The organism is Pseudomonas wadenswilerensis (assembly GCF_900497695.1).
In the GTDB taxonomy this organism is placed as follows: Bacteria; Pseudomonadota; Gammaproteobacteria; order Pseudomonadales; family Pseudomonadaceae; genus Aquipseudomonas; species Aquipseudomonas wadenswilerensis.
The window spans coordinates 795498-817156 of record NZ_UIDD01000010.1 but is presented as its reverse complement, the minus strand read 5'-3'; the positions used below and the strand labels follow the sequence as shown (position 1 = coordinate 817156).

Sequence of the window (21659 nt, the reverse complement as noted above, 5' to 3'; positions counted from 1 at the left end):
TACCACGTCAATACCACTTGTCAGCTGTTGCAGGCGATTTCCTGGTTGCCCTTGCGCTCGACCGCAGCACAGGCCAGTAATCCGACTTCAAACAATATCCACATCGGCACCGCCAATAGGGTTTGCGAGAACACATCCGGCGGGGTCAGCAGCATGCCAACCACGAAACAACCGACGATCACATAGGGGCGGCTTTTGCGCAGGGTACCGACGTCGGTGACCCCGGTCCAGACGATGATAAAAGTCGCCACCGGGATTTCGAACGCCAGGCCGAAGGCCAGGAACAGGGCGAGGATGAAGTCCAGGTACAGGCCGATGTCGGTCATCATCGCCACGCCATCGGGGGTGACGCTGGCAAAGAAGCCGAACATCATCGGGAAGACTACGAAGAAGGCGAAAGCCATGCCGGAATAGAACAGCACGATGCTCGACACCAGCAGTGGCAGGGCGATGCGCTTTTCCTGGCGGTACATGGCCGGGGCAATGAAGCTCCAGGCCTGGTGCAACAGCACCGGCATGGCCACGAACAGCGCCGCCATCAGGGTCAGCTTGAACGGCGCCAGGAACGGCGAGGTGACGCTGGTGGCGATCATGCTCGCGCCTTCGGGCAGGTAGCGGCGCAGCGGCTCCGAGACCTGGGTGTACAGCGTCTGGGCAAACGGGAACAGGCCGAGGAAAACCACGGCGATGGCCAGCAGGCAGCGCACCAGGCGCTTGCGCAGTTCGCGCAGGTGAGCGGTGAGCGGCATGCCCGGGTCGTGGGTTGCTGTGTTCATCAAGGGTTTCCGCTGGTTGGGCTGTTGTCCGGCTGCAGGCTGACGCCGCGGCGCAGGTCCTGCTCAAGGCGCTGCAACGGCAGGGCATCGAGTTCCTGGCTCAAGGCCTGGGTGTCCAGTTCGCGGTCCACCTGGGCCTTGATCGACGCCATGGCGCGTTTCGCCTGACCCAGGCCGCGGCCCAGGGTGCGCGCCGCCGCCGGCAGGCGCTCGGGGCCGAGCACCAGCAGGGCGACGATGCCCACCAGCAGCAGTTCGGTAAAACCGACTTCGAACATCAGCGCTGGTGTTCCGCTTGTTGCACGCTGTCTGCCTTTAGCGGCGCCTGCGGTTTGACCTGGGCAATGACGTCGTCCTCTGCCGGCCCATTGCCCATGGATTTGCGAAAGCCCTGGATCGCATCGCCCACGTCCGCACCCAGGCCTTTGAGGCGCTTGGTGCCGAACAGCATGAACACGATCACCAACACGATGAGCAACTGCCAGATCCCGATACCACCCATGAAAAACGCTCCAAGCTCATGAAAAAGAAGGCCTTATCCTGCCTGCGCTTTATGACGCAAAAGTGACGTGCAGATGTATTTGCCATGTGCCTGCAACATCCGTTGTGTTGACTGACGCCTTATTTGCTCGGGATGTGCAGTTCATGGGTGCGAAGAGGCAACAAGGGGCGGCGCTGTTGATGGTGCTGGTGGTGCTGGCGATGCTTGCCGCAGGTTTGACCTGGCTGGTGCAGGACGGTCGCCAGCAGATCGACAGCGTGCGCCTGGTGCAGCAACGGGTGCAGGCAAGGGCCATGGAAACCGCCGGCCTGGCCTTTGCCGAACAGGCCCTGAAAGACCCGGCCTGGCGCGCCAGCCCGTTGTTCTGGCAAGCGCTGCGCGGGCAGCCGTTGTCCTATGCCTTTGCCGGCGGCTCGGCGGCCTTGCGCATCCGCGACTTGCACAGCTGCTTCAACGTCAATGCGTTGATTGGCGAAGAGGGCGAACGTGCCGCGCGGCAATTGCGCTACCTGCTTGGCGATGACATGGCCGCCCAACGGCTGACCGATGCCCTCGCGGACTGGATCGACAGCGACGGCCAGACCCGACTCAGCGGCGCCGAGAGCGATCAGTACCTGCGCCAGTCACCTGCGCGTCTAGCGGCCAACCAGATGATAGTCGACATGAGTGAACTGAACCTGCTGCTCGAGCCCGACGCCCAGCGCCAGCAACGCTATCCACAGTTATGCACGCTGCCGCAGACCAGCGGCTGGCGACTGAATGCCAATGCCTTGAGCCTGGAGCAGCTACCGTTGCTCGAAGCGCTCTACGAAGGGGAGGTGTCGCGTTCGCTGCTGACCCGGATCATCACCGGCCGGCCCGCTGGTGGTTATCACGATGTAGGGGCGTTGCGCCAGGCACTGGGCGCCATGGACGACGCGACGTTTGCCCGGCTGAGCGAAGGCTTGCTGCTCAACAGCGGTGATTTTGCCCTGCAACTGGAATTCGAACAGGACGGGCAGAAGATGCGCAGCGAATTTCAGCTGCGGGCACGAGGGATCGTGCAGTGGCACGCGCTGGTGCCGGCCCAGCAGGTGCAAGTGATCAGCCGTTCGCCGCAACCCTGGTAAGGGCTGCGGCGAGCGCCGCTTGGGTTACACGCCGATTTCACCGCCATCGGCACGCTGGATCACCACGGTCGAGGCCCGTGGGCGCACCTTGGTGCCGGCCGGGGTAACGGCAGTGGCGACGTCGGTAGACGGCCAGTTGTCCGGGTGCTGGATGTTGACGAAGATCGACTTGTTGTCCGGCGTGAACGCAATGCCGGTGACTTCGCAGCCGTTGGGGCCGACGAAGAAGCGGCGCAGGTCGACCTGGTTCTTGGCATTGACCGGCACCTGCTTGCCAGCGGCATCTACCAGGTCGGTAGGAATCACCGCCAGCATCTGGTCGTTGGTGTAGTCGGTCAGGGTTTTTTCGCCGTTGTCGGTCTGGAACCAGAGGATGCCGCGGCTATCGAAACTCATGCCGTCGGGGCTGGCGAACTGGTTGAGTTCGGTCAGGCCCGAGCGGTTGATGTCGGCAGTACCGGCGGCGTTGGCGCCAAACACGAAGATGTCCCAGCTGAAGCTCAACTGATCGTCGCTGTCGTGCCAGCGGATGATATGGCCGTGGCGGTTCGGCCCGCGCGGGTTGGCGGCATCGACCTTGGCAGCGGTACGCGCGCTGTTGTTGGTCAGGGTCAGGTACACGTCGCCATTGAGCGGGTTGACCGTGGTCCATTCCGGGCGGTCCATCGGCGTTGCGCCCAGGGCGTCGGCAGCACCGCGGGTGTTGAGGATGATCCCCGGCAGGTCGCCATAGATCGAACCCAGGGTCTTGCCGCTGCTGGTCGGGGTGTTGACGTCGAGCAGCAACCACACGCCCGAGCCGTCGGCGTTGAAGCGGGCGACATACAGCTTGCCCTGGTCCATGTACTTGTTGCCGGTGGCCAGGCGGTCGGCCGGGTTGGCATCGGCCGCTTCCCACAGCGCGGTGGAGACGAACTTGTACAGGTACTCGTTGTTCGAGTCGTCGCCCATGTACCAGACCAGCGGCTTGCCCACCACCGGCAGGCCCGGGCAGCAGCCTTCGTGACGGAAGCGCCCGAGTGCCGTGCGTTTTACGGCCAGGGTATTGGCCGTGTAGGGGTCGATCTCGACGATGTAGCCGTAGGTGCTGGCCTCGTTGCGAAAGTCATCGCTGGCGCTGGCGCCGCTCGGGGTGATGTTGAAGCGGCTGAATTCGCCATCCACTTCAGTCGGATCGCCCGCCACGCTTTCCCACTTGTAGTTACCGGTCTTGGTGCTCACGCCGATGCGCTTCTGGTCGGCCGGCAGGGTGGTGCTGGTGTTGACGAAAATCCCCGGCCAGTTCTCTTCGCAGGTCAGATAGGTGCCCCACGGGGTGTAGCCGTTGCCGCAATTGTTGTTGGTGCCGCGAGCCTGGGTGCCGTTCTTCGAGAAACGCGTCTTGACGTGCTCGCTGCCACGCAGGGGGCCTGCGATGTTCATCACCGTGGCGGTGGTGAAGCGGCGGTTGAGCGGGTCGTTGTCGACCACCTGCCAGCGGCCGCTGACTTTCTTCAGGCGGATCACCCCGGCGCCATGGGCGTTGATCTCCTTGCGTACTTCCTCGACCGGACGCTTGCCGCTGCTGTCGCTGGTCGGGCCGTTGGGATGCAGGGCGTCGGCGTCGATGTATTCGTGGTTGATCGCCAGCAGGCCGTCTTCGGAGCTGCCGTTGATGGGGAAGAAATGCATGCCGTCATGGTGCATGCCCACCGAGTTGGCCTGGTCGGCGGCGGTGTTGCTGCCGTCGGCTTTCCACGGGTTGGCGCTGGTGTTCAGCGGCGTGCCCCAGGGCGCCAGGACGTAGGCTGTGTATCCGGCGGCGACCACGCAGGCGTCGGTGCGCGAGCCGGGGATGGAGGTGAAGCCCAGTTTCAGTTTCGGCGGGGTTGGTGGTTCGACGACCGGTTCGTCGTCATCCGAGTCACTGCTGTCGAAGCAACCCGTCAGGCCAGTCCCGGCAATCATCGCGATCGCGGCGCCCAGGCCACCGCGTACCACGCTGCGGCGGCTCAGGTAAGACTCCAAAACGCTGTCCATGGGCAGGTTGCCACTTTGGTTGCGGTTCAGGTTGTCGCCGGTGTCTCGACTCATCAGTTCAGTTCCTTTTGTTCAATGATGCGGCGTGAAAGAAACCGGGACTTTAGTGAGCAAGTGTGATGATTGATTGGCAGTTTTGTTAAAAGGCGTTGAAGGAAATAAATCGTTACCACCTGATTTGCCTGAGGTTTTGCCCTGGCTGTCGATTAACTGCCATCAAACTGTAATCCAGGCGCCCCAATATCCCGGCCCGACAACCAACAAGCGCGAAGGCGACGGGACAGGCTGAACATGCACAGACGGGAAGTGTTGAACTGGATTGGCGTTGGCGCTGCGGCGCCGCTGCTCACGGCCTGTGCTGGCCTGGGCGGGACGTCGGCCGGCAACGATGCTTCGCTGGATGTGCTGTATTTCGCCGACACCCTCGACGCCCGCCAGGCGGGTAAACCCGTGGTCCCGGCCACGCGCCTGGGACCGGTTACTCACCTGGGTCAGGCGCCATGGATGACCGGCGCCAGCGCCCGCCAGGCCCGTGCCGAACTCAACCCGCTGCTCGACGCCAGCCTGGCCGATGGCGTGCGCACCGGCGGCTATGCCGTGTTGGCGGCCTTGCTGGAGCAACTGCGCCAACGCGCCGGGGCCGACAACTGCCTGACCCTGGAAAACGGCCAGGGCTGGAATGGCAGCGGGCTGGCCTACCTGACCCAGGGCAGCAGTGGTGTTGAAGGCAGCCAGTTGCTGGCCAGCGATGTGCGGGTCAGCAGCGATGAGCGGGTGCTCTGGCCGCAGCGCTGCGCCGGCCTTTACCGGCAATATGGCAAGACCGTGCTGGGCGCCGGCCTGGCTCCGGAGCAGGCCACCGCGCTGGGTGTTGCGCCTTTCATGGTGGTTCGCCGAGGCGCTGTACGGGTCGCCGTGGTCGGCATCACCGACCCCTATGCCCAGGACCAGAAAGCCTCGCTCAAACAGTGGTACCAGTCGCTGTTGCCGGCCTTCGAGCAGGCCCGCGGGCAAGCGGACCTGGTGATCGCCCTGGCCGATGTCGGCACCGGCCCCGGCCTGTGGCTGGCCGAGCGTCTGAGCGATGCCGACCTGCTGCTCTGTGCCCGTGGCCAGGACTTCTGGCCGGAACCGGTTGCCGTGCTGCAAGCCAGCGGCAAGCGGGTGCCGGTGCTGTTTGCCGGTAATCGCGCCTGCGGTGCCTTTCAGGTGCGCTGCCAACGCACGGCCGGCCAATGGCAGTTCAGCGCAGATTTTCATCCCGCCTTCGACAGCAGCCTGACAGCCACTGCCCAGGCCCGTGCTGCGCAGTTGCGTGGGCTGTTGGCGCAGCAACGCGCCGGTCACGCGGCCTGGCTCGATCAACCCCTGGCCCGTGCACCGCAGGCGCTATGGCGCCGCGATACCCGCGGCGGCAGCTGGGACCGTCTGCTGCATCAGGCCCTGGCAGCCGACAGCGGCTACCCGGTGTTGCTCCCGGGTCTGCGTTATGACAGCCCCCTGGCCGCCGGCCAGGCCATCACCCGCGAACACCTGATCAGCCTGACCGGCAGTTACCCGGCACCGGTGGTCGAAGCGCCCGCCCGGCAAGTCGAGCAGGTGCTGGAAAACGCCGCTGAGCAGTTGTTCGGCGACCCGCTGTTGCTCGACAACAGCCAGGACCTGCCGCGCTGGCTGGGCCAGCCCTGGCAACTCAGCTACAGCCCGAACGGCAAGCGCGTCTCCGGCTTCAGTGAAACCCAGGGACAGTGCCGCACCTTTGGTTTGCAGTACGCCTCCAGCAGCGGCGAGCCGCTGTGGCAACGGGTCGAAGCCTGGCTGGCGCAGCAGCCTGCCGACTGGCAACTGCCGGCGTTGCAGTTGCCGCAGCTGCGCTATGTCCAGGGTCACCCCGGCTGGCATCCCCGTGAGCTGAACGCGTGATCGGTAGTGCGCGCCTGTTCAGCGCCGCGCTGCTGAGCCTGGCCGCCTGGCTCGCCGCCCAGTGCGTGCTGCAGCTCAGCCGTGCGCCGCTGCCGGCCGTGGCTCAGGTGCAGGACGTTGCGCCCATGCCGGGCCTGATGCTTGGCCACTGGCAGGCCCAGGTCGACAGCGGCGCTGTGCCGCTGACCCGTTTACCGCTGCAGTACCTGGGCGGCCTCAGGGCCGTGCCGGTCAGCGCCACGGTGGTGGTGCTGCGCTACGGCCAGGTCACGCGCAGCTTGCGCCGTGGCCAGCGCCTGGCCCCGGGCATCGTGCTCGAGAGCATCGATGACCAGGGCCTGATTTTCGACAACCAGGGGCGGCGCGAACGCCTGCCCTGGCCGCCACGGCCTGCCGTGACCGGCTTCAAGCGCCAAGGATGAATGATGATCGCAAGACTCTGCCTGGCCAGCGTGCTGAGCCTGGGCCTCAACCTGGCCTGGGCCGAAGAGCCGGTGGCGCTGGATGACAACGAGACGCCGTTGTACGAAGTCAATTTCGTCGATACCGAACTGAGCGAGTTCATCGACAGCGTCTCGCAGATCACCGGCACCACCTTCATCGTCGATCCACGGGTCAAGGGCAAGGTCACCGTGCGCACCGTCGACCGTCACGACAGCGAAGCGATCTACGACATCTTCCTGGCCCAACTGCGCGCCCAGGGCTTTGCTGCCGTCGACCTGCCCAACGGCAGCGTCAAGATCGTCCCCGACCAGGCCGCGCGTCTTGAGCCGGTGCCGGTGGAGACAGCGGGCAAATCGGCGCAAGGCAGTGACGGTGTCGCCACCCGCGTGTTCAATGTGCGCAACGCTGCCAGCGAACAGCTGCTGGGGATCCTCAAGCCGCTGATTGATCCACGGGTCGGGGTGATCACTCCGTATCCGGCGGCGAACCTGCTGGTGATCACCGACTGGCGCAGCAACCTGGAGCGCATCGACAGCCTGCTGCTGCAACTGGATCAGGTCAGTGACGAGCCGATGCAGGTGATGCCGCTGCAACATGCCAGTGCCAACGACACCAGCAAGTTGATCAGTCAGTTGCTGGCCCGCGAGCAGGGCGCCGACAGCGCCCAGGTGGTGGCCGACCCGCGCAGCAATGCCCTGCTGGTGCGCGGCAGTGCCGACAGCCGTGAGCGGGTGCGGGCCTTGCTGGCGCAACTGGATCGCCCTGGCGAGAACCTGCGCAGCTCCAACACCCAGGTGATCTACCTGCGCCATGCCAATGCCAGTGAAGTCGTCAAGGTGCTGCGCAGCCTCAGCCAGGACACGCTGCCGGCCGGCACCGGCGAAGGCAGCAAGGATGACAAGGCGCCGGCTCCGGTCAGCAGCTCGGGGATCCGCCTGGAATATGAAGAAGGCACCAACGCCGTGGTCATGGTCGGCCCCGACAGCGAGCTGGCAGCCTATCGCAACATTGTCGAGCAACTGGATGTGCGCCGCGCGCAGGTGGTGGTCGAGGCGATCATTGCCGAAGTGTCGGATTCGCGCGCCGAAGAGCTGGGCGTGCAGTGGCTGTTTGCCGATGAGAAGTTCGGTGCCGGCACGGTCAACTTCGGCAGCAGCGGCCCCAGCATCGCCGCCATTGCCGGGGCGGCGGCGGGCAAGGACAACGCCGCGCTGGCCAAGCTGCTGTCCGGCACCAACGGCCTGACCGCAGGCTTTGGCAACTTCGGCGGTGGCTTCAACTTCGCCGTGCTGGTCAATGCGCTGAAAAGCAAAAGCGGCTTCAACCTGCTGTCGACGCCGACCTTGCTGACCCTGGACAACGCCGAAGCGTCGATCCTGGTCGGCCAGGAAGTGCCCTTCGTCACCGGCTCCGTGACCCAGGACAACACCAACCCCTACCAGACCATCGAGCGCAAGGAAGTCGGGGTCAAGCTGCGCATCAAGCCGCAGATCAACATCGACAATACGGTGCGCCTGGACATCGTCCAGGAGGTCTCGTCGATTGCCGACAACGCCTCGGCCAGCGACGTGATCACCAACAAGCGCGAGATCAAGACCAAGGTCATGGTCGAGGATAACGGCCTGGTGATCCTCGGTGGCCTGATCAGCGACGAGGTCACTTCGAGCAAACAGAAGGTGCCGCTGCTCGGTGATATTCCCTGGCTGGGGCGGCTGTTCAGTTCCTCCGGCCACCAGGGGGTGAAGCAGAACCTGATGGTGTTCATTCGCCCGCGGATCCTGCGTGACGGCCCGAGCCTGGCCAGCCTGAGCACCGAGAAGTACCGCAACCTGCAGCAGGAAACCGCGCTGAAACTGCCGGCCATCAGCGACGACGGCAAGCTGTTGCAAGCCTTCCCGGCCAGCCGCCAGCGCCTGGACGAGGGCGTCTGGTGATGGAGCTGTTGCCCTATCGCCTGGCCCGCCAGGCCGGCCTTGCCGTGGCGCCGTCGGCGACGGGCTGGAGCCTGTGGCTGCGCAGTGATGCCGACAGCGATCAATTGCAGGAACTGTTGCGCGTACAGGGCCAACCGGATGAGGTCTGCCACCTCGACAGCGCCAGTTTCGACAGCCAGCTGGGGCAGCTGTACCAGGCCGGCGAAGGCGCCACCGCAGCGCTGATCGAAGGCATCGGCGAGCAGGTCGACCTCGACGGCCTGATGAGCGAAATGCCGCGCATCGAAGACCTGCTGGAGAGCGATGACGAAGCGCCGGTGATCCGCCTGATCAATGGCCTGTTCGCCCAGGCCCTGCGCTTGCAGGCATCGGACATTCATATCGAGACCTTCGAGCAAAGCCTGGTGGTGCGCCTGCGCGTCGACGGCCATTTGCGCGAAGTGCTGCGCCCACCGCGAGCGCTATCGGCGATGCTGGTGTCGCGGATCAAGGTCATGGCCCGGCTGGACATCGCCGAGAAGCGCCAACCCCAGGACGGCCGCATCACCCTGCGCTCGGCTGGGCGTGAAGTGGACGTGCGGGTTTCGACCCTGCCGGGCATTCACGGCGAGCGGGTGGTGATGCGCGTGCTCGACAAGCAGGCCAGCCTGCTGGCGCTGACCAACCTCGGCATGCCGGTGGCCGTGGAGCAGGGCTTGCGCGCTTGCCTGGCGCGGCCCAACGGCATCGTCCTGAGCACCGGGCCGACCGGCTCGGGCAAGACCACCACCCTCTATGCCAGCCTCAACAGCCTCAACGACGGCAGCCGTAATATCCTCACCGTCGAGGACCCGGTCGAGTACGCCATCGCCGGCATCGGCCAGACCGCAATCAATCCGCGCGCCGGGTTGACGTTCGCCACCGGCCTGCGGGCGATCCTGCGGCAGGACCCGGACGTGATCATGCTCGGCGAGATCCGCGACCGCGAAACCGCGCAGATCGCCGTGCAGGCCAGCCTCACCGGCCACCTGGTGCTCTCGACCCTGCACACCAACAGCGCCGTGGGCGCGGTGACACGTCTGCGTGACATGGGTATCGAACCGTTCCTGATTGCCTCGTGCCTGCGCGGGGTCATGGCCCAGCGCCTGGTACGGCGTCTGTGCCGCTGTGCCCGGCCACAACCCTTGCAGGCGGCCGAGCGGCACCTGTGGCCGGAGTTGGCCGAGTTGAGTGAGACATTTCATGCCGTCGGTTGCGAGCAGTGCCAGGGCACCGGCTATCGTGGCCGGCTCGGCCTTTACGAGTTCATCGAACTGGACGCCGGGCTGATTGCCTTGCTTTACGACGGCGCCAGCGAAGTGGCCATGCAGGAATACCTGGCCGGGCGTCGGCAGAGCCTGGCCGGCATGGCCAGCGAGTGCCTGCGCCGGGGCGATACCAGCCTGGCCGAAGTGCTGCGCGCGGTGCAGGGCTGAGCCATGCCGACCTTTCGCTATCAGGCGGTAGACCTCAACGGGCGGGCGCGCAAGGCCAGTATCCAGGCCGACAGCGAGCGCCATGCCCGCCAGTTGCTGCGTGAGCAGGGGCTGTTCGCCCGGCAGTTGCAACGCCATGACGCCAGCAATGCTCTGCCGCGCCGGCAACGGGTCAACCGCGCTCAGTTGTGCGAACTGACCCGGCAACTGGCAACCCTGACCGGCGCCGGCATTCCCCTGGTGGATGCCCTGGCGACCCTGGAACGGCAACTGGTGGAACCGGCGTTGCGCAACCTGCTGGTGGCGGTGCGCGGTTCGCTCGCCGAAGGCTTGAGCCTGGCCCGCAGCCTGGCGCGCCAGGGTGGCTTGTTCTCCGGCTTGTATTGCGCACTGGTCGAGGCCGGCGAGCGTTCCGGGCGCCTGGCCCAGGTGCTGGAGCGGCTGGCCGAACACCTGGAACAGGTCCAGCGCCAGCAGCACAAGGCGCGTACGGCGCTGATCTATCCCTGCGTGCTGATGGGCGTGTCGTTGGCGGTGGTGGTCGGCCTGATGACCTTCGTGGTGCCCAAACTCACTGAACAGTTTGCTCACTCCGGACAGAATCTGCCGTGGATCACTTCGCTGCTGATCGGCATCAGCGACCTGCTGGTACTGGTCGGCCCTTGGTTGCTGCTCGGCGGGGGGCTGGCGGCACTGCTCGGCGCCTGGTTGCTGCGCCGCCCGCACTGGTGTTTGCGCCGCGACGACCTGCTGCTGCGCCTGCCACGGATCGGCAACCTGCTGGCGGTGCTGGAGAGCGCACGCCTGTCGCGCAGCCTGGCGATTCTGGCCGGCAGCGGCGTGCCGTTGCTTGAGGCCCTGCAAGTGGCGACGGCCACGGTCAACAACCGGCGCATTCACCTGGCCCTGCAACGGGTCGGCACTGACGTGCAGGGCGGAGTCAGCCTGCACCGGGCGCTGGATGCCAGCGGCCACTTCCCGCCGTTGCTGCTCAACATGGTCGCCAGCGGCGAGGCCAGCGGCACTCTGCCGGACATGCTCGAACGGGTCGCCGACAACCAGGAGCGCGGCTTCGCCCGCCAGGTGGACAGCGCCATGGCCTTGTTCGAGCCGCTGATGATCCTGGTGATGGGCGCGGTGGTGCTGTTTATCGTCCTCGCCGTGCTGTTGCCGATCATGCAGCTCAACCAGGGCCTGACACTTTGAAAAGGAGCAAGACCATGCACAGCCCACGCGCGCGTCAGCGCGGCTTTACCCTGATGGAAATCATGGTGGTGATCTTCATCATCGGCCTGTTGATCGCCGTGGTCGCACCCAGTGTGCTCGGCAGCCAGGACAAGGCCATGAAGCAGAAGGTCATGGCCGACCTGTCGACCCTGGAACAGGCGCTGGACATGTATCGCCTCGACAACCTGCGCTTCCCGTCGGCCGAGCAGGGCCTGTCGGCGCTGGTCAGCAAACCGACGGTAGAACCACAGCCTCGGGCCTGGCGCGCCGACGGTTATATCCGCCGCCTGCCGCAAGACCCGTGGGGCACGGCGTATCAGTACCGTGCCCCCGGGCAGCACGGACGTATCGATATTTACTCGTTGGGCGCCGATGGCGTCGAGGGCGGTGAAGGCATCGATGCCGATCTGGGTAACTGGGAACTCTAGGCATGCGCGGCGAGCGTGGTTTTACCCTGCTGGAGATGCTCGTGGTGCTGCTGATCGCCGGGCTGATGAGTACCCTGAGTATTGCCTGGCTCGACAGTGGCAAGGCGCCGATGCAGCAGGCTCTTGAGCGCCTTGCCAGCGCCAGCCGCCAGCAGGCGGAGCTGGCGCTGCATGGCGGGGAGATTCGTGGCTTGCGCTGGAATGGCAGCCGTCCCGAATTTGTCCGTCGGGTCGATGAGCGCTGGCAGCTCGAGACCGTCGCCTTGGGCGACTGGCCGCCAGCTTTGCACGCCGACTGGCCTGCCAGCCACGAGCCACGACTGGTGTTCTCGGCCTACGGCGTTGCGCGCAGTGCTGTCTTGAACTGGCACTGGCCTGAGGGTACCCAGCGCTGGCACTGGAGCGGTGATGGCCAACTGCACAGGGCACCACGGTGATGCGTGCGCAACGAGGTTTCACCCTTTTGGAGGTGACCGTGGCCCTGGGCATTGCCGCAGCCCTGGCAATCATGACCAGCCAGGTGCTGCGCCAGCGTCTGGCGGTGCAGCAGAGCGTGCAGCAACACCGCCTGGGCGTGTTTTGCGCCCGCGAGCTGCAGGCGCGTTTCGCCGTTGAGCGCTATTGGCCGATGCAGAACAGCGTTGCCGGGCAATTGCAGCAGGGCGATGGCCACTGTCATTGGCAACTGCAACTGACCTCCACCGGAGTACGCAACCTGCGCCGTGGTGAGTTGCACCTGTTTGCCGACCGTGACGGGCGCGATCCCCTCGGCCAGTACCGCATCTTCCTGGTGCGCCCATGAAGCGCCGACAGCAGGGCCTGACCTTGCTTGAACTGCTGGTGGCCCTGGCCCTGACCGCCGTGCTGGGGATCTTGCTGGCGACGCTGGTCAATGCCTGGGTGGGCGTGCGCGAACGCTTGCAGCAACCTGCGCAGGGCTCGCCGGTACTGAATTTTTGCCTGGCCCTGGAGCGGCGTTTCGATTCGACGGTGTTACGCCAGCTCTATGAACAGCGCCTGCCCCTGGCAATCAACTGGCTGGACTGGCAACCCGCCACCTTGCAACTGCAATGGGTGGCCCGCGGCGCCTGGCCGCAAGCGGAAGGCGGTTCGCGCTTGCAGCGCCAGCGCCTGAGTTATGACTCGCGCGGGCAACGCCTGCTGCTGGAAACCTCCGCCGACCTGTATGCGGTGGGTAAACCGCAATGGCGTGAACGCGATCAGCTCGATCAGGTCACCGCGCCGAGTTTCTCCTTTTTTCAATCGGGCCGTTGGCTGGCCTTTCCTTCTGCCGAGCGATCCGCCCCGGATCTCGGCGTGCGGCTTGAGTTCAAGCGTGATGGAGCACCTTATGTCTGTACCTTCGCCCTGCCGGAGGCGCCCTGATGAAATGGCTTGAACGCTGGCAAACGCCACGCAGCAGCAACTGGCTGCTGCTGCGACCGGGCCAGGGGCAAGCGCCCTGGAGCTGGCTGCGCCTGGCAGACGGCAGGCGCGAAGCCGGGGAGGGGCTGCTTCCCAGCCCTGACGGCGCTCGCGTGGTGCTGATTCTGCCGGGTAACCAGTGCAGCCATTTTCAGCTTCCGGCGCCACCGGGGCTCAAACGTGACGAGTGGCCGCTGCTGGTCGAAGAGCGTTTGCTGCAGCCAGCCGAGTCCATCCGATGTGGCTGTGTTTCGCGCCAGGGCAATCAGCTGGAGCTGGTCAGCGTCGATCAGGCGCTGCTCGGCCAGTGGCTGGCCCGGTGCGCGGACTGGGGGCTAAGCGTGGAGCGTTGCTGGGCCGAGTTTCAGTTGTTGGCGGATACGCCGGCAGGCACCGCCCTGCGCTGGCAGCGCAGCCCTGATCTGCTGTTGCTCAAGGGCGTAACCGAGCAATCACGACAGCACTGGCTGGCCTGGCCGTCCTTGCTCGGGCCGAACCTGCCGGCGCCATGGCCGGGCCTGCAAAGCGAAGCGTTTGAGGGGGCCTGGCCACCTCGACTGGCCATGCTGGAGCGGTTGCCCAGCCTGTTTGATTTGCGCCCTTCGCGTCAGCTGCGGCTGCGGCTTCCCATGGCCCCCGGGCACTGGCGACTGATCGCCGCGTGCGCGCTGTTGGGCCTGCTCTGGTGCGGCCTGTGGCTGAGCCAGCAATGGCGCCAGAACGAGGTCTACAAAGCGCAAGTGCTCGCGGTGACGGGGCCGGTCACTTCACCTCGTCAGGCCGCCCAGGTACTCAAGCGTCAGCGTCAGGCCGAGGAGGATCGCCAACTGCGCCTGCGCCAGATCGGGCAATTGCAGGCCGCATTACAGCAATGGCTGCAAGCGCAGCCCGCCTGGCACATGACCGCCAGCGGCTTCGACGGGCAACGCTGGACGTTGCGGCTTCGCGGCGATCAGCCGCCAGAGGTCGCGACCTGGGAGGCTATCGCCAAGCAGGTCGGTGTGCCGGTTGCAGTGGCGGGTGGCGAAGATCACCTGCAACTGATGTTCGACCTGGGAGCGGCATCATGAGTCAGTGGATGCAGCGCCGCTGGTTGTTGCCGGCAGCCTGGGTAACGGTAGGGTTGTTGCTCATCACCTTGATGATTCGTGAAGGCACGGCCCGCTGGCAGGACGCCCAGCAGTGGCAGGCCCTGGCCCGGTCGGCGGCCGGCTTGCAGGTCGATGCGCGGTTCAGTGTCGAGCAACTGCAGCAATCAGCCCAGGCAAACAGCATCGTGCTCAACGAGGTGCTGGCGGAAAAAAACAGCTGGCAGATAAAGGGCCGTGCAGTCGATGAGCAAGGTTTGCAGCGCTGGTTACTGGCCGTGCAGCGCGAAGGCGTGCGTCCGCTGCGTTGGTCGCTGGAGCAAGCCGAGAGCGCCATGAACTTCGAGCTGGAGCTGCAGCAGTGAAGCGCGTCGGCTGGTTCAGCCTGGTGTTCTCGCTGACTGTGTTGGCCGGGCTGCCGGCCAGGTGGCTGCTCGCACCCGTTGCCGCCGAGGGCGTTTCCGGCAGCCTTTGGCAAGGCCAGGCGCAACGCTTGGGGCAGGTGGGGCCGGTTGCCTGGCACTGGCAACCCTGGCGTCTGCGGGCGCAGGTGGAGCTAGGGTTCCAGGGGCAAAGCTGGCAGGTCAAGGTCGCTGGCTGGCCGTGGAACTGGAGCGCGGCTGTCGAGCCGTTGCAGCGCACGCTCACAATGCCTTCGTCCTATCGCCTGACGGGCGAGTGGAGCGGCCGGATCGACGTGCAGGGGAGCGGTCGGCAGTGCCGGGTCAGCCAGGGTGAGATCGCTGGCCGCAACCTGGCGCTGGTTGCGCCATGGTCAGTGCCGTTGGGCGCGGCCCGGGTGCGGATTGATTGCACGGCCGGCATGCACCTGTTGGCGCAATTGCAGTTGCAGGGTCAGCATCAGGGTGAGCTGGATGCTGACCTGCTGGCCCGTCGCGGGAACCTGCAGGGGGAGGTAACACCGGGTACGGCCCTGTACCCGGTGTTACTGGCTGCCGGCTGGCTCAAGACGGATGGAACCCGCATGAACCGCAACCTCAGGTGGTGACGGGCAGGCGGCCTCAGCGCGGCTTGCCACCCTCCTTGATACTCGAGGCCAGGATACTGCTGCGGTCATGCCCGCTGGTGCGTAGCAGGCCAAGGTCAACCGGCTGTTCACCGCCGTTGGCGTTGCCCCCGGAACCGTAGACATTGATCAGGCCGCTGACCAGGTCTACCGGTGCATTCGAGGCATTGACCCCCACCTCGCGGTAATAGTCACGGCCCTGCAGGGCTTGCTGGGTGACGGGCGCGCCGCCCAGCTGCACCTTGCCCCTGTTCGCCTGCAGGCTGGCGCCGGAGAGCAGTACACTCCCGCCCACCTCCAGGGCGATGCCTTCACGGGCGTTGAGCGCGCTTTGACTGGCGACGGTGTTGCGCTGGGTGTGCTCGACCTTGAGGGTGAAGGTTGGCGAAGTCTTCGGGTCGACTTTCTGCAGCGCACTGCCGACCTGCTTCTCGACCTTTCCAGCCAAGGGGCCAGCCACGGCATTGGCGGCGTTGATGTAGCCCTGTGGGTTCCTCTCCTGGCTCAAGCGTGCATCCACCGCCACTTTCAGGCTGTCGACCTGATCCTGGCGGCTGGTGATGCGCAGATCACCGCCAACCTGTCCGTCGATGCGCCCGGCATCCAGGCCAACGCCCTCAAGGCGAGTGTCAGTCAGGCTGGTCAGGCTGATTTGCCCGGCGCGCCATTGGCTGTTGTCGAAGGTGAGGTTGTCACGACGATCAATGTTCACCTGCCCGCGGGCATACAGCCCGCGTTTGGCCTGTTGCGAGGATGCCCCCGGTGCTGCGTTGATACCGGCACCGGCGGTGAGATCGAGGTTGTTGCGCCGATCGCTGCTGGCGGCGGCCTCGATCAGCACGCCGCCTTCGCGGGCAGTGACGGCGATCTGGTTTGCCGATGCCTTGACGCCTTGCAGCTTCAGCGCATCGTCCTGGCCGGCGGCGCTGCTCAGCAGCAGTTGCTCCTTGGCAAACCAGTTGGCCCCGCTAGCCGTGGAACTGCTTTCATCGACCCGCCCAGTGCTGAAGTGACCACCCAGGCCACCGCCCTTGCCATTGCTGGTGCTCTTGCCCAGCAATTCCAGGCCACCACCAAGGTTGCTGCCTTGGGCCTCGTGGGTATCGACGCCAGTGCTGACCTTCAGCGCACCTGCGCTCTGCAACTCGATATCCGAGACCTTTGCCGCGCTACTGCCAATACGCCCACCCACCAGCTCGAGGGCGCCACCCGCCTGCAGCTGTACTTTGCCCTTGGCATCAATTTCTACCACGCGGGCCTGGGTATCGATACTGTCCAGCTTGCTCTGGTCAAGGTAGCCGCGCAGTTCCAGGGCACTGCCTGCGGGGGCATTGCCTGCTTTGAACCAGGCATTGCCCTCGAGTTTGTTCTCCTGCTGGCGTTGTTGATCGTTGGCCTGGACCAGGCTCAGGTTGCCCTTGGCCGAAATCTCAAGCGAACCGTCCCCGGCATTGAAACGGGTGCCCTCGTACAGACCGTCGCTGCCCACCTGAATCTGGATACCGGTCTGGCCGTAGAGGCTGCCAGGGCGTGCGGTTTGCGAGCTGTTGTCGGTCAGCAGCGAGCCGCCCTTGCCGGAAAGACGCAGGTTGATATCGCTGCCGGTGCTGGTTTCGACGCGCACGGCGGCGTCCACATCCAGGCGCTCGACACGCTTGCCAGTGCTGTCCTGGGCCGCAGCAAAACGATGGCTTTGCGCCTGAATCGCCAATGGTCCCTGTGTTGCCCGGTACTGGGTGCCCGTATCGTTGAGGGTGTCGGCCTTGAGGGTGATGTGCTGGGCGGTAAGCTCAGTGACCTGCGCCGTGCTGCTGCGCTTGAGTTCTTTGCGATTGAGATGCTTGAACTCCAGGTCGGCGCCCAGCGTTGGCGGGGCGAGAGCGTCTTCGATCGATGCCTGCTGGAAACGACTGGCCTCGGTACCGGTGACCAGGTTTTCCACCGGGCGGGTCAGGTCCTTGTACACCAGGCTGGCGCCGAGGCTGGCTTGCCAGTTGGTCTGGGTCAGTTCGGATTCCTGGGTATCGTCGACGGCACGATTGTCCACGGTGCTGGCTTGCAGCTCCAATGACCGGCCTGCCGTGAGTCTGGCGGCCTCGTTGACCAGCTTGACGGCTTTCAATTGCACGTCACCGGCGGCCACCAGGCTGCTGCGTTGCGCCTGGCTTGCGCGTTCATCCAGTACCTGGCGCTTGTGATAACCCTCGAAGGCGCTGCCGACGGCATCGATGCCACCACTGACACGCAGGCCGCCGCCACTTTCGGTGCTGGTGGTCTGCTGTGACTGTTGCTCATGGGCTACCGTCAAGGTGACCGCGCGGCCATCGAGCTGCAGGTCGCCCTCGACGGCCTCGATGTAGGAGCCATTGAGGTTGATGTCATTGCCGCTGTTGAGTTGTACGCCGGCGCCCTTGAGCGTACTGGCAACCTGTTCAAGATCGGTTTTCGTGGTGTCGGTGCGGACAGTGCCGTATCCCACCGAGGCGGTGTACTGGCGCGAGTCGGGTTTGCCGTCGGCGGCATCCTGGGTCTGGCTGGCGCTGGCGGTAAAGCCTTGTTGCTGGTTCTGTTCGCTGACGCTTTGAAGCTGTTCGGCAGTGCTGACACTGATGTTGTTCTGCGCCTGCAGGTGCAGCTGCTTGCCGGCTTCGAGCCTTGAACCTATCACCTGCAGGTCATCGGCGCTGGCCAGGCGCAGGTTGCTTTCAGAGGCAACGTCGCTGCTCAGCACCTGCTGACGCTGTTCCTGGCGTTGGCTTGTCTCGGTAATCAGGCCGAACAGCTTACTGTCAGTCTCGCGTTGATCAACGCTGGACTGGTTTTGGGTTGCTTCTACCGACAGCCGGGCTTTTTCACTGAGCAACAACGCATCACCTTTGGCCTGAACCCTGGAGCCTTTGATCTGCACCTGGTCAGCTGCCACAGTCAAAGCACCTTGGGCCTGAAGGGTGCTGCCACTGCCCTGTTGACCCTTGGCCTCGGTTTGCCCGTTCTTGCCGAAGAAGGTGCCGGAAACCAGGTCACCACTGTAGTTGCGGGTGTTCTCATCGCTTTTCAGGGTAACGGCGGCCACTTCCAGATTGCCGGCCTTGAGGCTCATGTCACCCGCGCTGTTCAGCGTGCTGCCCAGAATCTGCGTGCTGCCTTTGGACGTCAGGGAAACCTGCAGACCGGAAAGCGCGCTGGCGCGGGCGCTTTCCTGGTAGCTGCTGCTGTCCTTGTCGCCGCGCCACAGGTGCTTGCGGTGACGGATCTGCTCATCGACCTGCAGGCTATCGGTTCCAGCGCTGATGGTCAGATCCTTGCCGACGTTGACCGACAGGTCGCCGCCGGCCTCGACGGTAGCGGCCACCATGCGCAGGTCGTCGCCCGCCTGCAGGTTGATGTCCTGGCTGGCCAGGATCTGGCTGCCGACCTGTTGTCGCTGGGTGCGGGTGCTTTCGCGGTCGTAGGTTTCGGTGGTGACGAACCACCATTTTTCTTCGCGGCTCTGCCGTTCGCGGCTGATGGTTTCCCGGGTCCGGGCATCGAGGGTGAGATTTTTCCCGGCCTTGATGTTTACCTGTGGCGCCTGCACGCGCACTGCGTCGAGGCTCAGGTCGTCGGCGGCCTTGAGGTTCACCGCGCCGTTTTCGCTGTACAAGCGGCCGGGCTGCTCGGCGCTGGCGCTGATCTCCAGGGTACCGGCAGAGTCCATGTCGATCCCGTCGCGCGCTTGCAACTGGCTGCTGCCCATGCGTACGCCGGCGCCGAGGGCGGTGCTGAGGATGCGGATGCGCCCGGCCTGCATGGCACCGAACAGGCGAGCATCGATACTGCCGGCCGGCGCCGCCAGGTGCTCGATGACCTGACCGTCGGCCACGTCGATGCGGTTGCGTCCGACCACCAGGCTCAACTCGTCCCGGGCTTCGAGCGTGCCGCGGCTTTCGATGCGCGGGGCGATCAGCTCGAGGGCTCCGGCGCGGTTGCTCTGGCCAGCGTCGAGTATCTCCAGCGTGCCATTGGCGGCGCGGGTATCGAGGTATTTGATGCGCTGGTCTTCAAGTTCGGCCGTGCCGACCAGAAAGCCTGCGCGGGTGGTGTTGATGAAGCCGCCACCGTTGAGGGTGATGCCATTGGGGTTGGCCAGGATGTAATCGGCCGGTCGGCCGAAGATTTCCTGGGGGCCTTCGATGCGCGAGGCGTTGCGGCTGATCACTTCACTGAGGATGGTCGAGGCGGCCTGGCCCTGGAACTGCGGGTTGGCGGCCAGGGCGCCGGCCAGTTGCGATTGCCCGGCCTGCAGGGCGTTGTTCAACACCAACCCGGGCTTGTTGACGTTGTAGTCGAGGAACTGGTTGTGCGACAGGCCGCTGGCATTAGGGGCGACGATGTCGATCACCGGCACGCCGTGCTGATCGGTGATCAGTGGCGTACCGGCAATGCCGGTTGCCGCCTGCAGGCCGTTATCGGCCAGGCTGACGCCTGGGGTCATCAGGCTCAGGGCGATCATCCAGCGCAGGCGATTGAGCCTGCGCCGTTGTACTGCGGGGGAGGGCGTCTTGGGCATCACGGTCTTCTCTTTCTTGTTGTGGACATCAGATGTTCATTACCCACTCCAGCAGCCAGTAACCGGTCTCCAGGTCCTGGCGGCGAGTGTTGCTGGCGTGCAGGGCGCGTTGGTAGTCAAGCTTGAGCAGGCTGTCGGGCAGGCTCAGCTCAAGGCCGGCATGGGCACCGGCCAGTTGTTGCGCAGTGCGGCCGTGGTCGAATTTGCTCCAGCCCAGGTCCATGCCCAGTTGCGGGCGAATCACCAGCCCGGCGGGCAAGTCCAGGGCCAATGGCTGGCTCAGGGTGTTTCGCCACACGGCGCCCGTGGCGCCTGCCGCCACCTGTTGGCGAAAGCCGCGCACGGCGCTGTTGTCGCTGAGCAGAAACTGCTCGACCGCAGGCAGTGCATCGGGGCTGTACTGCAGGTTCAGTTCGCTCTGCCAGCGCCAGGGCCAAGCCGGGTCACGACCTTGGCGCAGATGCAGGAGGTTGGCGCGGTACTTGCGAAACTGCGGCTGCGGCGCATTGCTGGCCAGGGGCGCGCTATCGGCGCCGAACCGGTCCAGTCCCTGGACAATGCCCAGATTGGCACTCCACAAGTTGGCGTCGAGCCACAACAGGTTCAGGCCCGCTTCCAGGCTGGTGAGGGTCGGGCTTTGCAGTTGCAGGCGTTGCCCGGCCAGACGATTGTCCTGGCGTTTCTGATCCAGGCGCAGGCTGGCGCTGAGCAGGCCGTACTGGTTGCGCCACAGGTTGCGCTCAAGGCTCAGGCCATAAAAATCGCTCTGGCCGCTGCTGCGCACTCGCCGGCCCGGCAGCTGCGCCTGGTAGTGCAATTGGTTGAGGTTAAGCGCGTAGGTCCAGGGGCCATAGGGGATGCTGTAGTAGAGGCCGTAGCCGCGGCTGTAGCGGGGGCCTGAACCGAGCGTCGAGGTTACCGAGAGCTGCGTGTAGTCATTGAGCTGCAGCGGGCTGTCCAGGGTCAGGCTGGCACCGACACGGTCACGTCCGGTCAGCTCGCTGCCGCGATTGTCATAGGTACTCCCCAGGCGCCAGCGGGGGTAGACCTGCCGTGGCGTGATCACGATGCGGGTGCCGCCTTCAAGTTCTCCGGGCATCAGGTCGGCGCCCAGCTCGAATGCCCGCAGCCGGTTCAGCTGGTCCATGCCCTGTTCCAGTTCGGTCAAACGCAGGGGCTCGCCGAGCAAGGTCGGGAATGCGCTGCTCAGTGACAGCGGCAGATCGGGGGTGGCCAACTCGATCGATTCGACAAAGCCCTCGACGATCTCGATGTCGAGGGTCGTGCCGGCTTGCGGCGGGTTGACGAGGTAAGGGCGGCTGGTCGGATACCCCGCTTGCACGTATTGCTGGGTGATGGATTTGAGGATCAGGTTGATTTGCGCCACGTCCATGCACGGCGTCACCAGCGGTTGCACGTTGGCGGCCAGCTCTGCGGACGTCAACTCCCGGTTGCCTGCCAGGCGTACACCGTTCAGCGGCCAGCAGGGCGTGGCCTCGGCGGGTGTTGGCACATCGGTAGCGGGCTCGGGTAACTCATCGGTACGTTGCAGCTTGCGCAAGCGTTGACGTTGTTCGAGTTGCTCAAGGTAAAGGCGTTGATCGCGCAGCGGCTGTACACCTAGGTGTTCATGAGCGCTGGCGGGGCCCACCATGAGCAGTAAAACGACGAAGATACCCAGGGCGGCCGGATGCCGGATACCAAGGCGTGCAGCAACAATGCTGAGTGAACAGGGCATGCAGTAGCGTCCAGGG

19 protein-coding genes are annotated in these 21659 nt (G+C 65.1%); 13 read left to right on the top strand and 6 right to left on the bottom strand.

The genetic code is table 11. The features are described from left to right. Positions 1-20: 20 nt before the first annotated feature. The 3 genes from tatC to tatA are packed head-to-tail and all read right to left on the bottom strand — an operon-like array spanning position 21 to position 1278. Complete coding sequence (gene tatC, locus CCOS864_RS22760) at positions 21-776, bottom strand: twin-arginine translocase subunit TatC (protein ID WP_115088483.1); 756 nt, start codon at positions 774-776, stop codon at positions 21-23. Continuing rightward, positions 776-1054 carry a Sec-independent protein translocase protein TatB gene (tatB, locus tag CCOS864_RS22755; RefSeq protein ID WP_115088482.1) on the bottom strand — a complete coding sequence of 93 codons (279 nt, stop codon included), beginning with the start codon at positions 1052-1054 and terminating at the stop codon, positions 776-778. Before tatB ends, tatC begins: the two co-directional genes overlap by 1 nt. Beyond that, a complete protein-coding gene (tatA, locus tag CCOS864_RS22750; RefSeq protein ID WP_115088481.1) occupies positions 1054-1278 on the bottom strand; it encodes a twin-arginine translocase TatA/TatE family subunit in 225 nt (74 codons plus the stop codon). The genes tatB and tatA overlap by 1 nt, the downstream gene beginning before the upstream one ends. A gap of 143 nt (positions 1279-1421) precedes the next feature. Here tatA and gspK point away from each other — a divergent pair, with 143 nt between their 5' ends. Continuing rightward, positions 1422-2387: a type II secretion system minor pseudopilin GspK gene (gspK, locus tag CCOS864_RS22745; protein ID WP_115088480.1), complete on the top strand. Its 966-nt coding sequence runs from the start codon at positions 1422-1424 to the stop codon at positions 2385-2387. A gap of 24 nt (positions 2388-2411) precedes the next feature. Here gspK and CCOS864_RS22740 read toward each other — a convergent pair whose 3' ends face one another. Further along, positions 2412-4460 carry a PhoX family protein gene (locus CCOS864_RS22740; RefSeq protein ID WP_115088479.1) on the bottom strand — a complete coding sequence of 683 codons (2049 nt, stop codon included), beginning with the start codon at positions 4458-4460 and terminating at the stop codon, positions 2412-2414. Positions 4461-4697: 237 nt separating this feature from the next. Between CCOS864_RS22740 and CCOS864_RS22735 the strand changes: the two genes are divergently transcribed. The 12 genes from CCOS864_RS22735 to gspN are packed head-to-tail and all read left to right on the top strand — an operon-like array spanning position 4698 to position 15338. Beyond that, on the top strand, positions 4698-6329 hold the full coding sequence (locus tag CCOS864_RS22735) for a bifunctional UDP-sugar hydrolase/5'-nucleotidase (protein ID WP_115088478.1): 1632 nt from the start codon (positions 4698-4700) through the stop codon (positions 6327-6329). Then, positions 6326-6751 (top strand): pilus assembly protein PilZ, encoded by a 426-nt coding sequence (locus CCOS864_RS22730; RefSeq protein WP_115088477.1) that lies wholly within the window; start codon positions 6326-6328, stop codon positions 6749-6751. Before CCOS864_RS22735 ends, CCOS864_RS22730 begins: the two co-directional genes overlap by 4 nt. 3 nt (positions 6752-6754) lie before the next feature. Then, a complete protein-coding gene (gene gspD / locus CCOS864_RS22725; RefSeq protein WP_115088521.1) occupies positions 6755-8707 on the top strand; it encodes a type II secretion system secretin GspD in 1953 nt (650 codons plus the stop codon). A gap of 5 nt (positions 8708-8712) precedes the next feature. Next, positions 8713-10161, top strand: coding sequence for a GspE/PulE family protein (locus tag CCOS864_RS22720; protein WP_115088522.1), 1449 nt, complete (start codon positions 8713-8715; stop codon positions 10159-10161). 3 nt (positions 10162-10164) lie between these two features. After that, positions 10165-11367 carry a type II secretion system inner membrane protein GspF gene (gspF, locus tag CCOS864_RS22715; RefSeq protein ID WP_115088476.1) on the top strand — a complete coding sequence of 401 codons (1203 nt, stop codon included), beginning with the start codon at positions 10165-10167 and terminating at the stop codon, positions 11365-11367. Between the two features lie 14 nt (positions 11368-11381). Continuing rightward, on the top strand, positions 11382-11816 hold the full coding sequence (gene gspG, locus CCOS864_RS22710; RefSeq protein ID WP_115088475.1) for a type II secretion system major pseudopilin GspG: 435 nt from the start codon (positions 11382-11384) through the stop codon (positions 11814-11816). Positions 11817-11818: 2 nt separating this feature from the next. After that, complete coding sequence (locus CCOS864_RS22705; protein WP_115088474.1) at positions 11819-12253, top strand: prepilin-type N-terminal cleavage/methylation domain-containing protein; 435 nt, start codon at positions 11819-11821, stop codon at positions 12251-12253. Continuing rightward, positions 12250-12618 (top strand): type II secretion system protein GspI, encoded by a 369-nt coding sequence (locus tag CCOS864_RS22700; RefSeq protein WP_115088473.1) that lies wholly within the window; start codon positions 12250-12252, stop codon positions 12616-12618. Before CCOS864_RS22705 ends, CCOS864_RS22700 begins: the two co-directional genes overlap by 4 nt. After that, positions 12615-13202, top strand: coding sequence for a prepilin-type N-terminal cleavage/methylation domain-containing protein (locus CCOS864_RS22695; protein ID WP_115088472.1), 588 nt, complete (start codon positions 12615-12617; stop codon positions 13200-13202). The genes CCOS864_RS22700 and CCOS864_RS22695 overlap by 4 nt, the downstream gene beginning before the upstream one ends. Next, a complete protein-coding gene (locus CCOS864_RS22690; RefSeq protein WP_115088471.1) occupies positions 13202-14311 on the top strand; it encodes a GspL/Epsl periplasmic domain-containing protein in 1110 nt (369 codons plus the stop codon). The genes CCOS864_RS22695 and CCOS864_RS22690 overlap by 1 nt, the downstream gene beginning before the upstream one ends. Further along, positions 14308-14694 carry a type II secretion system protein GspM gene (gspM, locus tag CCOS864_RS22685; protein ID WP_115088470.1) on the top strand — a complete coding sequence of 129 codons (387 nt, stop codon included), beginning with the start codon at positions 14308-14310 and terminating at the stop codon, positions 14692-14694. The genes CCOS864_RS22690 and gspM overlap by 4 nt, the downstream gene beginning before the upstream one ends. Further along, positions 14691-15338, top strand: coding sequence for a type II secretion system protein N (gene gspN, locus CCOS864_RS22680; RefSeq protein WP_167458917.1), 648 nt, complete (start codon positions 14691-14693; stop codon positions 15336-15338). The genes gspM and gspN overlap by 4 nt, the downstream gene beginning before the upstream one ends. A gap of 13 nt (positions 15339-15351) precedes the next feature. Here gspN and CCOS864_RS22675 read toward each other — a convergent pair whose 3' ends face one another. Continuing rightward, on the bottom strand, positions 15352-19905 hold the full coding sequence (locus CCOS864_RS22675) for a hemagglutinin repeat-containing protein (RefSeq protein ID WP_115088469.1): 4554 nt from the start codon (positions 19903-19905) through the stop codon (positions 15352-15354). 28 nt (positions 19906-19933) lie between these two features. Next, positions 19934-21643: a ShlB/FhaC/HecB family hemolysin secretion/activation protein gene (locus CCOS864_RS22670; RefSeq protein WP_115088468.1), complete on the bottom strand. Its 1710-nt coding sequence runs from the start codon at positions 21641-21643 to the stop codon at positions 19934-19936. Between the last annotated feature and the right edge of the window lie 16 nt (positions 21644-21659).

Excerpts from the sequence above, each read along its gene's own strand:
- CCOS864_RS22670 (WP_115088468.1), bottom strand. The coding sequence starts at position 21,643 with ATGCCCTGTTCACTCAGCATTGTTGCTGCACGCCTTGGTATCCGGCAT.
- tatB (WP_115088482.1), bottom strand. The coding sequence starts at position 1,054 with ATGTTCGAAGTCGGTTTTACCGAACTGCTGCTGGTGGGCATCGTCGCC.
- CCOS864_RS22695 (WP_115088472.1), top strand. The coding sequence starts at position 12,615 with ATGAAGCGCCGACAGCAGGGCCTGACCTTGCTTGAACTGCTGGTGGCC.
- CCOS864_RS22735 (WP_115088478.1), top strand. The coding sequence starts at position 4,698 with ATGCACAGACGGGAAGTGTTGAACTGGATTGGCGTTGGCGCTGCGGCG.
- CCOS864_RS22690 (WP_115088471.1), top strand. The coding sequence starts at position 13,202 with ATGAAATGGCTTGAACGCTGGCAAACGCCACGCAGCAGCAACTGGCTG.
- CCOS864_RS22675 (WP_115088469.1), bottom strand. The coding sequence starts at position 19,905 with ATGCCCAAGACGCCCTCCCCCGCAGTACAACGGCGCAGGCTCAATCGC.
- gspG (WP_115088475.1), top strand. The coding sequence starts at position 11,382 with ATGCACAGCCCACGCGCGCGTCAGCGCGGCTTTACCCTGATGGAAATC.
- tatA (WP_115088481.1), bottom strand. The coding sequence starts at position 1,278 with ATGGGTGGTATCGGGATCTGGCAGTTGCTCATCGTGTTGGTGATCGTG.
- gspM (WP_115088470.1), top strand. The coding sequence starts at position 14,308 with ATGAGTCAGTGGATGCAGCGCCGCTGGTTGTTGCCGGCAGCCTGGGTA.
- CCOS864_RS22705 (WP_115088474.1), top strand. The coding sequence starts at position 11,819 with ATGCGCGGCGAGCGTGGTTTTACCCTGCTGGAGATGCTCGTGGTGCTG.
- gspK (WP_115088480.1), top strand. The coding sequence starts at position 1,422 with ATGGGTGCGAAGAGGCAACAAGGGGCGGCGCTGTTGATGGTGCTGGTG.
- gspF (WP_115088476.1), top strand. The coding sequence starts at position 10,165 with ATGCCGACCTTTCGCTATCAGGCGGTAGACCTCAACGGGCGGGCGCGC.
- gspD (WP_115088521.1), top strand. The coding sequence starts at position 6,755 with ATGATCGCAAGACTCTGCCTGGCCAGCGTGCTGAGCCTGGGCCTCAAC.
- tatC (WP_115088483.1), bottom strand. The coding sequence starts at position 776 with ATGAACACAGCAACCCACGACCCGGGCATGCCGCTCACCGCTCACCTG.
- CCOS864_RS22740 (WP_115088479.1), bottom strand. The coding sequence starts at position 4,460 with ATGAGTCGAGACACCGGCGACAACCTGAACCGCAACCAAAGTGGCAAC.